Source organism: Legionella cincinnatiensis (assembly GCF_900452415.1).
GTDB classification, from domain to species: Bacteria; Pseudomonadota; Gammaproteobacteria; order Legionellales; family Legionellaceae; genus Legionella; species Legionella cincinnatiensis.
The window spans coordinates 2,105,544-2,120,481 of sequence record NZ_UGNX01000001.1 but is presented as its reverse complement, the minus strand read 5'-3'; the positions used below and the strand labels follow the sequence as shown (position 1 = coordinate 2,120,481).

The following is a 14,938-nucleotide window of genomic DNA, read 5'->3' as shown; positions in this document are numbered from 1 at the left end:
TATTTTAAGAGACTATGATGCAATTTATCGATTTAAAAAAACAATATTCAATAATTGAACACGATATTTTAAACAGCATAAAAAATGTTTTGAACCATGGCCAATATATCATGGGACCAGAAATAGCTCAGCTTGAAAAGCAATTGGCTGAATTTGTCGGAGTGAAACATGTTATTGCCAATTCAAGTGGGACTGATGCTCTGTTAATGGCGCTCATGGCTTTGGAAATTCAGCCTGGAGATGAGGTCATTACTACACCCTTCAGCTTTTTTGCTACCTCTGAGGTGATCAGTTTATGCCAGGCTAAACCAGTTTTCGTGGATATTGACCCACTTACCTATAATATGGAGCCCAATCAATTAGAAAATGCTATCACCAATAAAACTAAGGCAATAATGCCTGTTGGGTTATATGGTCAATGTGCTGATCATGATAAAATTAATGCTATTGCTGAAAAATATGGCATTCCAGTGATTGAAGACGCGGCTCAAAGTTTTGGAGCAACCTATAAAGGACGAAACTCTTGTGCTTTATCCACAATTGGATGTACAAGCTTTTTCCCATCTAAACCTTTGGGCGGCTATGGCGATTCAGGAGCATGTTTTACTAATGATGATGCATTAGCGCAAAAACTTATTGAAATAAGAATTCACGGCCAAAATGCACGTTATTGTCATAATCGTATTGGCATTAATGGGCGAATGGATACGATTCAAGCTGCTGTTCTAATTGAAAAAATGAAACTTTTCCCTGACGAAATCATTATGCGCCAAAGGGTTGCTAAAGCCTATGATCAAATGCTATCACCTTTAGTAAAAATACCATTTATTCATAGTGATAATACTAGTGTATATGCACAATATACCATTGAAGTAAGTAATCGAGATGTTTTTCAAAAAGCAATGCAAGAATTAGAAATTCCTACGGCAGTACATTATCCTGTACCCCTGCATCAGCAAGCTGCCATGACTTATTTAGGTTATAAAATAGGTGATTTTCCTCATGCAGAGCAAGCAAGTCGTCGTGTTATTAGCTTACCTATGCATCCTTATTTACAAGAAGCAGAGCAAAACAGAGTCGTTGCAGCAGTTAAAAAAGCGTTAATGCTACACGAAGAAGAGGTAATGGCATAAATGTCATCTAAATTAATTGTTGCTTTAGATTTTAATACAGAGAAAGATGCTCTAAATTTAATAGAAAAACTAGATCCTCATCATTGTGCCCTGAAAGTGGGAAGTGAGCTTTTTACTTTATTTGGAACTCAATTTGTAAAACGATTGATTCAAAGACAATTTAAAGTTTTTTTGGATTTAAAATTTCATGATATTCCTAACACCGTTTCAAAAGCATGCAAAGCTGGTGCTGATTTAGGCGTTTGGATGATGAATGTACATGCAGCAGGTGGTACAAACATGATGCACGCCGCAAGGGATGTGCTTGAGTCTTATGGTGTCGATAGACCTCTATTAATTGCAGTAACGGTCCTTACTAGTTTTAATCAGAATGAATTGAGTACTATAGGTATTAATATACCCATAATAGAACAAGTAAAAAAATTAGCGGTTCTGGCAAAAGAATCAGGTTTAGATGGGGTTGTTTGTTCTGCTCAGGAAGTAAAAGTCATCAAAAACATCTGTGATGTTCCATTTATAACGGTTACACCAGGCATACGATTGGAAACAAGCCCAAAAGATGATCAATCAAGAGTAATGACACCAAAACAAGCCATGGAAGTAGGTAGTGATTATTTAGTAGTGGGTCGTCCAATAACACAAGCAACAGATCCTCAAAAAGTTATCTCTGAAATTTTAAAGGATATCGCTTAACTTTTTAGTTATTGATTCTTGCTAAAGAGTTTTAGAGATCAATGAAATGTATTCCTTCTCTCTTTTAAATGGCAATGAGATGGTGATCGCTCTGAGCGCTAGACAAAACGTAGCTAATCTTAAAGGCGAAATTTTGCTGTATATAGAGCTCTCTATCTCATTACTATATTTGAGTGTTCTATCTTGCCCCTAAGAAGTTCTTCAATCTAGTCATATTTGTTAACAGTATCATAGGGATACATTGCAGCATTATGCCTATCAAAGTGTTTGTGGATTTTTATTGCTTAGTGGACGCGATTTAATCCTGTCAATAATTTATTTTTACTATTTAATTTCTGAGTAATTTGTGTTAATTATATTTGTGATGGATAAAAAAATAAAAATAATGCTCATAAATTAACAGCTAAATATAGGTGATGAAAAATAGATAGGCTCGAGATAAATAAAGCAAATCTTTCAGATTTATGGATTATCATAACTTAAGGATAAGTAATGACACCACAACATATAATTAGCCAGCTGCTTGAGTCTGACTCTTCCCAATACCCCAAAAACCTAGAATTATTAAAAAAAATTATTATTACCGCCTATTTAGGGCGCTTACAAATTAATGGTTTGTCCCCAGACAATCAAATTGCTTTAGGTAATTATTTATTCGATAACGAGCAATTAATATTTGATTTTACACGTTTAAGCGATGAAAAAAAAACAATATTTATGCAATGGTTTTTGGAGCCTCATCAAAAGGAAAAAACTAAGACTTTTTTAAGTGGTTCTATAGTAAATGAATATCGTGGATTTACCGCAGAAGTTTCTTTAACATGGTGGGGTAGACTAAAAAGCTGGATCGAAGGTACATACCTAGAGTATTGGAAAATAAGTGATTTAAATTTATCACTGAAAAATATATCTCAGTATAAGTTGACTGGGATTGAAATGTGTCATGGAAGTCATGGAATATTAATTGGTTTTCATCAATTTCTTGTTCCTGGAACAGGAACAAAATATAAAGATCCCAATGATCCTCAGCAAGAGCCATTGGGAAATACAAAAAGAGTTTTTATTACTGATAAACTTGTTGATCGGCTTATTGCTTTAAATACTAAAAACATTAAATTTGAATCCATATGTAAGAATCCACATCCGCAGTCTATAGAGGTAGCTGATCAGCAAGAACGGCTTGATAAAATGTATGATTATCGAAAAATGCAGAGGTTTATGTCGCTTAAACCTTGGTATATTCGTATGTGGAGTTGGTTATTTCCCTGGTTAACTGAAGAAAAAGAGAAAAGTAAATCAATTAAAGAAAAGCAAATTGTCCCATTGCATGAAACGAAAAAATTAGAAATATTTCGTTTTCTAAAATCACACCAGATTCTAGTTCGAGAAAAAAAACCGAATATAGAAAACATAGTTTTTTGTGGTGGTGGCGCTAAAATTTATGCCCATGTTGGTGTTTGTAAAGCCCTCAATAAAGCTAAAATTTATCCTGAAAAATTTGCCGGTAGCTCAGCAGGTGCGATTATGGCATTAATGTGTTATTTAGGCTATTCAGGAGATGAAATTGAAGAGTTATTTAAGCATTTTAAACACGAACATTTAGTTCATTTTGATATTAATCTTAATGGAATTTCAGAGGCACATTCATTAAAAACAGCGTTAGATTTTGCAATTGCATATAAATTGAACCAAATTGTTACCCAATATCAAATTCCATATCCGGAAGGAAAAATTACTTTTGCCACTTTAGAAATGATCCGACAAAAGTGCCCTGGTTGTGGAATTGGTAAGGAGTTAGTTGTTACTGCCACTAATAAGCGCCAAGGAAGCACACGTTACTTTTCGTTAGTTCGTTCGCCGACTTTTGAAGTCAGTGAGGCAGTTAAAATTTCAGCGAGTTTCCCTATAGTATATCGCTCAACGCTTATTGATGGAGAAGAGCATAATGATGGTGGAGTATTAAATAATTTTCCTACAGAAGCATTTTTTGATGATCATTCTACATTACTTGAGTCTGAATATGGCAATAATCTAAAAGTATTAGCGGTAAAATTTGACGATGGACCAGAAAGAAAAGCAATAGATCGTGTTATGGATAGAGTCTATAGAGAAAATGTTGTTCTTAACGGGATTTACACGTTACTTACAGGCGTGAGTGATCCTGCCAGTGGTTGGGAGCGCGATCGATTGAAATTAAGAAAATATGCGTGTCAGTCAATAGTGATTAATGTAGATAACGTATCAAGCTCTTCTTTTTCAGTGAGTGAAAAAAGTAGAAAAGAAATGATTGAGGCCGGTTATAAAGAGACCCTAAATTATTTAAATATGCGGTATCATAAAAATGAAATGCAGGAATATGAAAACGAAGAATATATGTATTCAACATTTAGCTCACTAGGTGAATTGCTTTCCTATTGTTGTTATAGAGGGGATAAGTATTGGTTTGACGTTGTCTATCAACTTATTGAAGAGTCTACTGCCCCGAATCAAAGTGAATTAATGAAACAAGCGGAAGAGTTAAAAGCGCTTTATTTTAATTCAACAAATTCTGTATCTCAAAGTCCTAAGCAGGAAGATAATCCTTTTACTTTTTTTGGTAATGAAGTGCCACAATCATCTTTATCTTCAATTCAATCAGAAAATCACAAAATTCTGTTAGCCGTGTTTCCTATCTTTTTAAAATTATCTCAAGATTTTTTGAAAGACAGCGCTGATAAAAAAGTTTTTGATGAGGCACGTCATTCTTTTTCATTAAAATATCCTTTTGCTTGTTTAAAACATTTTGCAAAAATTCGCAAGGAAGCACATGTGATTATTCACATTGTGATTAATTTGTTAAAGGAACTGAAAGAAAATCCAAGTGAAAAGGTATATACTGCATTAGATCAAGTATTGCAGTTGCTCACATCGGGTAAGGATATTTATAAAGAAGAATATTTTGCGCGCTGGGATTTGACTTTTTCACAAAGTATACGGATATTAAATGTGATAGGTGACAACTCACATCCTCATTTTCGTTTAATTCGCTCTTTAAGTAGAAAATGCGAGCCTATGCAACGTGTAGTTTCAGGAGTTTTTTGTGAGGATTATGATGATTTTGAATGCGAGGAAGCGTTTTCTTATACTGTCTAATATGTGAGTCATCAAAATAATTTATCGAAGTAAGTCCCAATTAAGGAATTAAATAAAATTAAACGTGTTTTTATAAAAGCAATAGGATTTACGTTGCTTGAATTGCTTATCACTATGACTTTATTTGCAAGTTTATTAATTATTGGCGTAAGTTCATATAGTTATTTTATCCAGAAAAATGAACAGCAAATAATAATTGATGAGCTACGAAATGCAGTCCAGTATGCAAAGCTACAAGCAATGATAAGAGGTAATTCCGTGTTTCTTATACCATTAGATGTTTCATTGAATTGGTCTAAAGGTATGATCCTGAATTCCCTGAATAAACAAACAAATCAAGTAGAGTTGATTCATCAATGGCAATGGAATCATTCGCGCTGGAGTTTAAATTGGATAGGTGTTAGCTCAAATAATAAAATTGTTTTTTCTAATACCCCAACCCAAGCAATGTGTAATGGACATTTTAGTTTGATAAATAATCATACTCATGAACAAATTACACTTATTTTAAATCGATTAGGTAGAATAAGAGTAAGTAATAACTTGTCCCTAAAGCCGTAATTTTGTAAGATCATACTGAAATATATTTTGTAAATAATCAAAGTCCATGCCTATCAATACTCATTCTATTTTTGTAATAAATGTGCAAAGTCCCGAAAATCTTAAAAAGTGGCTTAATTATCAAGCTTCATTAACCGAGAGATTGCAAAATATCAAGGGTGAAACACAGCTTGAACTTATTTCTCAACACTGGGTAAATACAGATTGGTGGGATCAACATGTTCTACAGATTCAAGAGGAATCTATTTTCAAGCGTGACATCATTATGAAGAGTCAAGGAGTCTCTTATTGGTTTGCTCGAAGTATTATTCCTAAGAAATGTTACGAGCTTGAGCCTGCTTTTTTTGATCGTTTAAAAAATGAATCAATAAAAAATTTAATCTTTGGAAACGATAAAGTACAACGTATCAATGGAATAAATTATGCAATTGATCATCATTGTATTGAGTTTTATTGGGTGAAAAAAAATATTAATACAGTTGAAGGCATTCTATGGGTACGATTGACCGAGTTTTCTTTTCAACAACGCGAATCTTTTTATATAGCAGAAATAATGCTTCCTGAACTTGAGCTTGTTTTATGAAATGGGGTGCATATTGGCGTTTAATGCGTTTTGATAAACCAATAGGAATTTTCTTACTTTGGTTTCCAACAGCTTGGGCATTATGGCTTGCTAATAAAGGAATGCCTAATTTTAGGCTTTTAGCTTTTTTTGTGTGTGGTACTGTATTGATGCGTGCTGCAGGCTGTATCATCAATGATGTTGCAGACAGAAATATTGACAAGCATGTCATGCGAACTCAATTTCGACCATTAACAGCTGGCGAAGTAAGCTTGACTGAAGCATTTATTTTATTAGCCCTGCTGCTTTTAACCGCATTGTATATATTAGTTCAGCTGCCTAAAAATTGCTTTTATCTGGGATTAATCGCTCTTTTCATTTCTTTTGTTTATCCATTTTGTAAACGTTTTCTAAATGCACCACAATTAGTTCTTGGATTTGCATTCTCTATGGGAATTCCTATGGCATTTGTGGCTTCAAATGTTTCTTTAAGCAGTGAATTTTTTTTATTATTTCTTATCAATTTTGCCTGGATTTTGGCATACGATACGATGTATGCCATGACGGATAAAATAGATGATTTGCGAATAGGTGTGAAATCTACGGCTATTTATTTTGCAAGTTATGATCGATTAATTATTGGTCTATTACAAGGTTTATTTCATGGCTTATGGCTACTTTGGGCTATTATAAATCAAGTAAATTTATTGTTTTACCTTTTTTGGCTGACAGCGAGTTTTGTTTTAATTTATCAACAAAGGTTAATTTATAAACGAGAGCCCCAAGATTGTTTTAAAGCCTTTATTGTCAGCGTTTATTATGGTGCTTTGATGTGGCTGGCGGTTGGTGTAGGTATTTAATAAGTATTTTGAATTGCTATATTGAGAGGAGAGGATGTTAGATTTATCTTTTGTAAATGCAAAAGTTATTGATGGCTTTGTAACAAGTTACCCTAACCTAAAGGAATTAAGAAATTCATAAAACAGCATACTGTCTTTAGTATTTGAGCAATTTAAAATCGTTCATCACGTGATCTTATTTAATTAATAAGATTAAAAACATTTAATTGATTAAATTTATATGTCATGCCAAATTGATAAATAGTTCGTAAAAACAATTGTCTTGAAATTATTTTTTAATCCAAGACAGTTGCTTTTACGAATGTTCCGGGAAATTTAAAAAACCTCACTGCCATTATCAGCAACAACACGAGTATGTTTACCATAAATGACTAGAATTTTTTGTTTATTTTTGAGCTTTAGATCTTCTGATTGTACTACAGAGATGATTCCTCCGGAGTTTAACTTAATAACGTATTCAACACCACGTGTTTGACTATATCCGCTATCAACAAGATTATTGTTGTTTGTATTGTTATTCATATTAGCCATATTCCGTAAATGGACAGGGCGTTTAGAAATAATGGTTCCTGGAATGACTTTTTTTACTTTACCGACTTCATTTGTATCGTATTCACCAGGCGGTAGAGTGTTATTACAACTTGATAAAATGAGACCAAAAAGCATAACAAGAACTGATTTAAAAAATAGTTTTTTTCTTTGCATAGATTAAACTCCAGTTGAAAAGTGAACTAGAATAACTTTATATTCCTTATCTAACTTAATGACCCTATCCTGATCAGTTATCAATGTCACGACTGTTAATTATGTTTCGAGCGTACGAAGTATAACTGAGATTTAATTAGTTTTTAACAGTTCACCTAATAAACTACTAGCTCCAATACGAAACCAGTTTTTATTAATTGGTTTGGCAATTATTAATTCTGCAAGCACTGCATAATGAAAGGCTTGTTGTGGTGTTTTTATGCCTCCAGAGATCTTAATACCACAAGATGCGTTTGTATCTTTAATTGCACTTAAAATGGCTAGTGCTGCAGATAAAGAAGCTCCTTGAGCGATTTTGCCCGTAGATGTCTTAATGAAGTCACATCCTAGCTCAATTAATTCCCTGCTAACTGTATAAATAGCTTGAAGGTTAGGAAATGCTCCACTTTCTAAAATTACCTTTAAAACAAGTTTATGCTGTTTGCATAATTGGACAATTGCAAGGCAGTGATGAAGTGCCTTTTGTGTTTGGCCTCCAAGATACATGGAGTAGGGGAAAACATAGTCAATTTCAGTGACCCCTAAGAGAGCCGCTTTTTCTACTGAGGCCAGTGAAACATCAAGTGCTTCCATTCCTTGCGGAAAATTAATTACTGTTGCCGTGCTGATGCTGCTTTGTGGCATAATTTCAGGCAAATGTTGCATATAAATGCATAGGGCTGCAACCTGATTTTGTTGGGCATCCTGTTTTAATTGAGATAATGCCTTGGTAGAGGCATGCTCATCAAGTAGAGTAAGATCTATAGAATGAATCAGTTGCTCGACCGTGATGGATTGCTGCGGAAAATGGTCAAGTAGTTTTTCCATGACTTTATTTAAATGATTTTCTACTGTCACTTTAAACCTGCAATGTATTGTTTTATAATAAAATTAAGCTTTGCTGCAGCACTTTCTGCCATTGCAACGACTGACTCATGACTATGTGCTGTTTTGGATAGGCCTGTAGCATAGTTTGTAATCATCGCAATTACTGCAACTTGCATTCCACAATGATTCGCAACCAATACTTCTGGGACAGTAGACATTCCTACCGCATCAGCTCCCCAAATTTTAAATGCTCTAATTTCTGCGGCAGTTTCATAGTGTGGTCCTAATACGGAAATATAAACACCCTCAGTCAGTTTGATTGAGTTTTCTGCAGCAATGGCTAGCAACTTCGAGCGCATAGTTTGATCGTAGGCATTATCTAAAGGGTAGAATCTTGGGCCAAACTCATCATCATTAGGACCAATAAGAGGATTGCTTGGTTGTAAATTAATATGGTCTGAAATAAGCATTAACTCACCTGGGCCCACATCTTCTCTCAGCGAGCCAGAAGCATTAGTTGCAATAAAATGAGTACATCCTAAGAGCTTCATGGTGCGGACATAGGTTTTTACTGTTTCATAATTTTCTAAGCCTTCATAGGTATGTGCTCTTCCTTGCAAACAAATAACACCTACGCCATTCCAATAGCCAAGAATTAAATTACCGCCATGTCCTTGTACCGTAATTTTGGGAAAACCAGGAAGATCCTCATAACTGATGCGTACTGCATCTTGCAATTCATCAGCAAATTTTCCTAATCCTGAGCCTAACACTATAGCCACGATTGGTTTAAATGAAGGGTATAAATTTTTTATATAGTTTGCTGCTAAAAGAGCATAATTCTGCTTTGGGGCAGTATTTATCATACAAATGTTCCTATTAATTAAGGGTTAAAATCAAAAGCAAGGGGCAGTAGTTCGCTCATTTTTATGCTACGTAATATTGAATCTTTACTGCAAAGATGGACAATGGTGTCTGTAGTGGAAAACTCATAAATTCTTTGTCTGCATGCACCGCATGGAGGGCACAATAAATTGGTTCCAGCAAGAACAACAATGCTTTTAATATTTTTCTCTCCCGCAGAGATCATCGCAGAAATAGCCGAAGCCTCAGCACACGTTGATAATCCATAAGAGCTGTTTTCGACATTGACGCCTGTGTATAAAGTATCTTTATCAGTACAAATACAACTAGCCACACTAAATTTGGAATAGGGTGAATATGAATGAGTAAGTGCCTTATAAGCACTAGAAATCATTTTCGTAATTGTAGGATCCATATAAATCTCAATCAAATCTTAAGATTTTTTATTATAAAGAAGAAGTATGGATTTGCAAATCATACTCATTGCCACTTTTTTCATGACTATTGATGGTGGTTAGTTCGATTTCAGATATTTTATCTTCGTGCTTATTAAAAATACTCTTAGTAAATCTGGGCTCTAGAGAATTAGATTGCTTAGGAGAAGTCGTTGGGCCTAATGAATCATTCATTTGCTTATAACTACCTTGAATGGATTGCGGATTTTCCGCACTTTTACTGGACAACCAATATTCAAATGCTAGTGCCCCTAAACCTGTATAAAGAAGAAGTGAAAAAATAGTAATTGGTATCGCTAAAGGAGGAAATGCAACAATGAGGGTAGCTGAAACTGCTGCGACTAAACTTATTGCACATGATGTTATTGCATAATATAAATAATTTTTTTGTTGGGTATAAGAAATATCTTCATTATTTTGGGGAGGATTTTTTAATTTATGGTATTCACCAATAGCCCAAAGCACATTACCAATAAGAAAAAGCCAAGCTGCTGGTGGAAACAGAACAGGTACAAAAACAGCAGCTGTACTGAGTACAGTAGCGATTAGTCCTATAAATGATGAAAGAAGAAATTGTTCTTTAATCTGTGCAAAACCATACCATTTATGGTGATGCTCTTTATGATCTGGATGAAGAAGACATGCAATGGACCAAGAGCCATAAGCTAGAGAATAAATACCTAAGGAAAGAAACCTGAAAATAGCGGATACTAATGGAAAAGGAAGATATTGAAGTTTTGACAGCAGAAAACCTAAGAAAAAAAATATACCGCTTGTTTTTTCTAATTTCTGAGCTACAGTCATAATACAGAAGTTCCAGTATTTCTTTAAGCTGCCACATTGTAACTTAATTAGACAGAAAAAAATAGTTTAATTCTAGACGTGATTTTTATTTTTTTCTAAGGAAAAACGCGGAGTTAGCCGCAGTTTTTTACTTTATTTTATAATTAGGTTTCTGGATTACAAGAATTAAGTATAATTCGTACTAATAAACCGCCATCGGGATTATTTGAGGCTATAATTTCTCCGTTATGGAGTTGAATTGCACGAGCAGCTATAGCCAATCCTAAACCATACCCACCTGTTTTTTTAGTTCTTGAAGTATCTACCCGATAAAATGGATTAAATATTCGATTAAGTTGATCTTCAGGGACGCCAGGTCCTTTATCACTAATATCAATGTATATATGTTCCTGGGTTTCGTTACGCTTTAACGAAACGGTAACTTGCTCGGTTGCGGGAGAGTAGTGTAGCGCATTACGAATTACATTTTCTATTGCTCTATGAATTAAACGTTCATCAAGAAGTATGTGACATGATTCAATAACTCCTGCTTTGACCCGAGGCAAGTCGTTGCCAAATTCAAAATTTGCATCATTTATTATATTTAATAAAAGAGCGGAAAGATCCATCTCATTAAAATTAAGATCAGTTGTTGATTTTTCCAGACGAGCAAAATCTAATACTTCAGTAATTAAGGCATTTAATCTCGAGCACTCAAGTTCCATACGATTAAATTCACCATCAGCCAAATGGTTTGTTTTTTTGCGTCCAAGCTCAATCGCAATTTGTAATCGCGCAAGTGGTGAACGCAATTCATGGGAAATATCTTGTAATAATCTTTCTTTCGATTTGACTAATGTTTCTACTTGTTCTGCCATACGATCAAACTCAGCACTAAGCTGAGCGATTTCATCTTTGTTATGTCCTCTTAAATGCCCAACACGGGTATTTAGCTTACCTTTTGCTATTGATTTAGCTGCCATTCCTAATGATCGCAGGGGCTGGGTTAAGTAACGTGATAATAAATAACAAATAAGGCCACTAATAAAAATTGCTAAAGCAAGGCGAATGGTGAGGCCTGCCCATGGAACACCAACAAAATAATAAATGGGTTTTTCACTAACTGCTGCGAGTCGATAAAATTTTCCAGATGTTGATAAAATTTCATGGCTTACAATAAGTTTATCTGATTTTAAAATACCTTCACTTAATTGATCTTGAAGTAAATTTTCTGCAACCTTTTTTACGTTTGCTGGAGCCACATGAGTGCCAATGATTTCACCAGTACTGGTGAGCAAATAAATAGACATATGACGGGAAATACCAATTTTATTCAGCCATTTTAACAGGGCAGCTTGTTGGCCTGATTCATAAGTTGCAACCGCTGCGTTAGCATAACTATCCATAAACAGTTGTTCTTGAGCAGGTAACGATGATTTATGTACGATATGACTAATAATCCAAGCTGTGGTAAAAATGATAAAGATAGTTGCTAGCCAAAATGAAATAAAAATCTTCCAATATAAACTACGCATTAAACATATATCCAAATCCACGTACTGTTTTAACTATGGGCTCACCTTGAGGATTATCACCTAATTTATTTCTTAAGTTACTAATGTGGACATCGATACTTCGATCATACGCAGTATATTTTCTTCCGAGTGCATATTCAGTCAGCTCTTCCTTTGAAAAAGCCTGGCCTGGTGATTTGATTAACATTTCCAGAATATTAAATTCGGCATTCGTGAGTTCAAGATAATGACCTGCCATAGTTACATGGCGTTTGGAACAGTCAACAATTATATTGTGCTGCTCAATAACGGGTTTTGAGGTTGGAATTTTTTGCGTACGTCTTAAAATGGCTCTTAGGCGAGCCACTAGTTCTCGTGGATTACAGGGTTTGGGCAAATAATCATCTGCGCCGATTTCGAGGCCCACAATACGATCAATATCGTCTCCTCGGGCCGTTAACATTAAGACAGGAGTTTCTAAATGTTCTCGAATGGATTTTAATACTTCAAAACCATTTAATTTAGGGAGCATAACGTCGAGAATAACCGCATCGAAAGGTTGGTTTAAGGCTTTTTTTACGCCATTTTCCCCATCATGAACACAAACAGCATGATAGCCTTCTGGTTCTAGGTACTGGGACAATAAGTCGGTTAGCTCTGTATCATCATCTATTATGAGAATATTACCATTCATATTCATTATGCCTTGCGTTTATCAATACATTCCATCAATTTAATACGTCTGGAATCTGCATTAATAATTTTAAATTCAAAAGAATCAATAATAATTGTTTCACCTCGTGTAGGCAAATGACCAAAACTATTCATTACTATCCCACCGATAGTATCATAAAATTCATCGCTAAAGTGTGCATTAAGCTGTTCATTAAATTCCTCGATAGGCATGTGTGCTTTGACAATGTAATGATTGTCTTCATGGACTTTAAGATAAGCATCTTCATCAATATCAAACTCATCTTCAATATCACCAATTATTTGTTCAATAATGTCTTCGATGGTAACAAATCCTGAAACTTCTCCGTATTCATCGACTACTATAGCCATATGATTTTTATTACGACGAAATTCACTGAGTAAACTGTCTAAGCGCCTGCTTTCAGGCACAAAAGTAGCTTGACGACAAATATCAAGCAAATTAAAAGAGTCCAGATTAGATGATTGATAAGGTAATAAATCCTTGGCATGCAATATTCCGATAATTTCATCAGAGTTTTCATCAAGCACAGGAAATCTTGAGTGACCCGTTTGTGTTACAGTTTTTATAATATCTTGAAACGGATCATCTTGTTTTATGCAAACCATTTGATTTTTTGGCAGCATAATATCTCGTACTCGCATTTTGGAGAATGAAATAGCGCCTTCTATCATTGCCAATGTTTCAGAACTAATAAGAGAACGAATATGCGCATCCCTTAATAAACTAACCAGTTCTTCTTGATTCTGTGGTTCACCCTGTAAAAACTGTTTAAACCGAGAAAACCACGAACTACTGTCTTCCTCTTTATTCAAGTTGATTACCCTCTGCGTCATAAGGATTAGCAAAGCCAAGCTCAGTTAACAATTTAATTTCAATAGATTGCATAATGGCTGCATCATCATCCTTAATATGATCATAGCCTAATAAATGCAGTATTCCATGAATTACGATTAAAGCCCAATGTGATTCTAAAGTTTTATTAAGTTGCTTACTCTCCTCAGATAATACCTGTGGACAAATAATAACATCCCCTAAAAGAGAATATTCTAATTGTACCTCTGGAGGTAAGGTACAGGGAAATGCTAATACATTAGTCGTTTTATTTTGTTTTCTGTATGTATGATTTAACTGGGTCATTTCTTCTGGGGTAACTAGTCGAATCGTGAGCTCTGTTTCTTTTTTGTAATCTCTCAAAGTGAGTAAGGCCCAGTGGGTTAATTGGTCTTCATTGATAGGAAGAGATTCAGCAGTTGCATTTTGTATATCGATGTAATAATTCATTTAGTTTTTCCGGCTGATGCATGGTCATAGCAATCAACAATTTTAGAGACTAACGGATGTCGGACAACCTCCCGACTCGTGAAAGTATGAATACTGATTTCAGGTATTTTTTTGAATAATCCTACTGCATGAGCAAGCCCAGAATCAATACCTTTGGGTAAATCTACTTGGGTCATATCCCCGGTTATGACTGCTTTTGAACCAAAACCTATGCGAGTTAAAAACATTTTCATTTGCATGATGGTAGTATTTTGGGCTTCATCAAGAATAATAAATGATTCGTTAAGAGTACGTCCACGCATGAATGCTAAAGGTAAAACCTCAATAGTATCGGTTTGAATTAATTTTTGGGTTTCTTTAAAACCAATCATTTCATATAAGGCATCATAAATAGGTCTTAAATAAGGAAGCACTTTTTCCACTAAATCTCCTGGTAGAAAACCTAACTTTTCACCAGCTTCTACTGCGGGTCTTACAAAAATCAACCGATGTACCTCACCTTTTTCAAAACATTGTATCGCTTTAGAAACCGCTAAGTAAGTTTTTCCAGTGCCTGCAGGGCCAACTGCAAAAGTTACTGCAAAACGATCAATTGCATCAAGAAAATTAGCTTGTTTGTCATTTCGTGCAGCAATTGATTTACGGCATAACTTAACATGATGAACATTATGAATCATTATTTTTGGATTTTCCTCAACCAGTAATTTATATATTATGAGTATAGTATTTTTTATACCTTCTCACCCAAAGGATTATCGCTAAATTTAGCGAAGGATATCCTAAAATGATAGTGTTGGGCCAAAAATCTAG

General features: G+C 34.7%; 16 protein-coding genes. 6 read left to right on the top strand and 10 right to left on the bottom strand.

What is annotated here, in order from left to right; all coding sequences use genetic code 11:
- Positions 1 to 17 precede the first annotated feature (17 nt).
- The 6 genes from DYH34_RS09425 to ubiA all read left to right on the top strand — a co-directional run bounded on the left by DYH34_RS09425 (position 18) and on the right by ubiA (position 6,941).
- The gene (locus DYH34_RS09425) at positions 18 to 1,133 is read left to right on the top strand and encodes a DegT/DnrJ/EryC1/StrS family aminotransferase (RefSeq protein ID WP_058466385.1); all 1,116 of its coding nucleotides are present in this window, start codon (positions 18 to 20) and stop codon (positions 1,131 to 1,133) included.
- Positions 1,134 to 1,826: an orotidine-5'-phosphate decarboxylase gene (gene pyrF / locus DYH34_RS09420; protein ID WP_058466384.1), complete on the top strand. Its 693-nt coding sequence runs from the start codon at positions 1,134 to 1,136 to the stop codon at positions 1,824 to 1,826.
- Positions 1,827 to 2,318: 492 nt separating this feature from the next.
- Complete coding sequence (gene vpdC / locus DYH34_RS09415) at positions 2,319 to 4,958, top strand: Dot/Icm T4SS effector VpdC (RefSeq protein WP_058466383.1); 2,640 nt, start codon at positions 2,319 to 2,321, stop codon at positions 4,956 to 4,958.
- A 39-nt stretch (positions 4,959 to 4,997) separates the two neighbouring features.
- Positions 4,998 to 5,519, top strand: coding sequence for a GspH/FimT family pseudopilin (locus DYH34_RS09410; RefSeq protein ID WP_420795591.1), 522 nt, complete (start codon positions 4,998 to 5,000; stop codon positions 5,517 to 5,519).
- 46 nt (positions 5,520 to 5,565) lie between these two features.
- Complete coding sequence (locus tag DYH34_RS09405; RefSeq protein ID WP_058466381.1) at positions 5,566 to 6,102, top strand: chorismate--pyruvate lyase family protein; 537 nt, start codon at positions 5,566 to 5,568, stop codon at positions 6,100 to 6,102.
- Positions 6,099 to 6,941 (top strand): 4-hydroxybenzoate octaprenyltransferase, encoded by an 843-nt coding sequence (gene ubiA / locus DYH34_RS09400; RefSeq protein ID WP_083502818.1) that lies wholly within the window; start codon positions 6,099 to 6,101, stop codon positions 6,939 to 6,941. Before DYH34_RS09405 ends, ubiA begins: the two co-directional genes overlap by 4 nt.
- 315 nt (positions 6,942 to 7,256) lie before the next feature.
- Here ubiA and DYH34_RS09395 read toward each other — a convergent pair whose 3' ends face one another.
- The 10 genes from DYH34_RS09395 to DYH34_RS09350 form a co-directional block, all read right to left on the bottom strand.
- The gene (locus DYH34_RS09395; protein ID WP_058466380.1) at positions 7,257 to 7,646 is read right to left on the bottom strand and encodes a hypothetical protein; all 390 of its coding nucleotides are present in this window, start codon (positions 7,644 to 7,646) and stop codon (positions 7,257 to 7,259) included.
- 132 nt (positions 7,647 to 7,778) lie between these two features.
- Positions 7,779 to 8,543, bottom strand: coding sequence for a 2-deoxyribose-5-phosphate aldolase (gene deoC / locus DYH34_RS09390; RefSeq protein ID WP_058466379.1), 765 nt, complete (start codon positions 8,541 to 8,543; stop codon positions 7,779 to 7,781).
- The gene (locus DYH34_RS09385; RefSeq protein WP_058466378.1) at positions 8,540 to 9,379 is read right to left on the bottom strand and encodes a purine-nucleoside phosphorylase; all 840 of its coding nucleotides are present in this window, start codon (positions 9,377 to 9,379) and stop codon (positions 8,540 to 8,542) included. Before DYH34_RS09385 ends, deoC begins: the two co-directional genes overlap by 4 nt.
- A gap of 17 nt (positions 9,380 to 9,396) precedes the next feature.
- The gene (gene cdd, locus DYH34_RS09380) at positions 9,397 to 9,792 is read right to left on the bottom strand and encodes a cytidine deaminase (protein ID WP_058466377.1); all 396 of its coding nucleotides are present in this window, start codon (positions 9,790 to 9,792) and stop codon (positions 9,397 to 9,399) included.
- 31 nt (positions 9,793 to 9,823) lie between these two features.
- On the bottom strand, positions 9,824 to 10,636 hold the full coding sequence (locus DYH34_RS09375; RefSeq protein ID WP_058466376.1) for a hypothetical protein: 813 nt from the start codon (positions 10,634 to 10,636) through the stop codon (positions 9,824 to 9,826).
- A gap of 143 nt (positions 10,637 to 10,779) precedes the next feature.
- Positions 10,780 to 12,150, bottom strand: coding sequence for a two-component system sensor histidine kinase CpxA (cpxA, locus tag DYH34_RS09370; RefSeq protein ID WP_058466375.1), 1,371 nt, complete (start codon positions 12,148 to 12,150; stop codon positions 10,780 to 10,782).
- Complete coding sequence (gene cpxR / locus DYH34_RS09365; protein WP_058466481.1) at positions 12,143 to 12,823, bottom strand: two-component system response regulator CpxR; 681 nt, start codon at positions 12,821 to 12,823, stop codon at positions 12,143 to 12,145. Before cpxR ends, cpxA begins: the two co-directional genes overlap by 8 nt.
- A 5-nt stretch (positions 12,824 to 12,828) precedes the next feature.
- On the bottom strand, positions 12,829 to 13,680 hold the full coding sequence (locus DYH34_RS09360; RefSeq protein ID WP_172465413.1) for a CorC family transporter: 852 nt from the start codon (positions 13,678 to 13,680) through the stop codon (positions 12,829 to 12,831).
- Positions 13,652 to 14,128: an rRNA maturation RNase YbeY gene (ybeY, locus tag DYH34_RS09355; protein WP_058466373.1), complete on the bottom strand. Its 477-nt coding sequence runs from the start codon at positions 14,126 to 14,128 to the stop codon at positions 13,652 to 13,654. Before ybeY ends, DYH34_RS09360 begins: the two co-directional genes overlap by 29 nt.
- A complete protein-coding gene (locus DYH34_RS09350) occupies positions 14,125 to 14,805 on the bottom strand; it encodes a PhoH family protein (protein ID WP_115342592.1) in 681 nt (226 codons plus the stop codon). Before DYH34_RS09350 ends, ybeY begins: the two co-directional genes overlap by 4 nt.
- Positions 14,806 to 14,938: the final 133 nt, after the last annotated feature.

Excerpts from the sequence above, each read along its gene's own strand:
- DYH34_RS09425 (WP_058466385.1), top strand. The coding sequence starts at position 18 with ATGCAATTTATCGATTTAAAAAAACAATATTCAATAATTGAACACGAT.
- pyrF (WP_058466384.1), top strand. The coding sequence starts at position 1,134 with ATGTCATCTAAATTAATTGTTGCTTTAGATTTTAATACAGAGAAAGAT.
- vpdC (WP_058466383.1), top strand. The coding sequence starts at position 2,319 with ATGACACCACAACATATAATTAGCCAGCTGCTTGAGTCTGACTCTTCC.
- DYH34_RS09405 (WP_058466381.1), top strand. The coding sequence starts at position 5,566 with ATGCCTATCAATACTCATTCTATTTTTGTAATAAATGTGCAAAGTCCC.
- ubiA (WP_083502818.1), top strand. The coding sequence starts at position 6,099 with ATGAAATGGGGTGCATATTGGCGTTTAATGCGTTTTGATAAACCAATA.
- DYH34_RS09395 (WP_058466380.1), bottom strand. The coding sequence starts at position 7,646 with ATGCAAAGAAAAAAACTATTTTTTAAATCAGTTCTTGTTATGCTTTTT.
- DYH34_RS09385 (WP_058466378.1), bottom strand. The coding sequence starts at position 9,379 with ATGATAAATACTGCCCCAAAGCAGAATTATGCTCTTTTAGCAGCAAAC.
- cdd (WP_058466377.1), bottom strand. The coding sequence starts at position 9,792 with ATGGATCCTACAATTACGAAAATGATTTCTAGTGCTTATAAGGCACTT.
- DYH34_RS09375 (WP_058466376.1), bottom strand. The coding sequence starts at position 10,636 with ATGACTGTAGCTCAGAAATTAGAAAAAACAAGCGGTATATTTTTTTTC.
- cpxA (WP_058466375.1), bottom strand. The coding sequence starts at position 12,150 with ATGCGTAGTTTATATTGGAAGATTTTTATTTCATTTTGGCTAGCAACT.
- cpxR (WP_058466481.1), bottom strand. The coding sequence starts at position 12,823 with ATGAATGGTAATATTCTCATAATAGATGATGATACAGAGCTAACCGAC.
- DYH34_RS09360 (WP_172465413.1), bottom strand. The coding sequence starts at position 13,680 with ATGACGCAGAGGGTAATCAACTTGAATAAAGAGGAAGACAGTAGTTCG.
- ybeY (WP_058466373.1), bottom strand. The coding sequence starts at position 14,128 with ATGAATTATTACATCGATATACAAAATGCAACTGCTGAATCTCTTCCT.
- DYH34_RS09350 (WP_115342592.1), bottom strand. The coding sequence starts at position 14,805 with ATGATTCATAATGTTCATCATGTTAAGTTATGCCGTAAATCAATTGCT.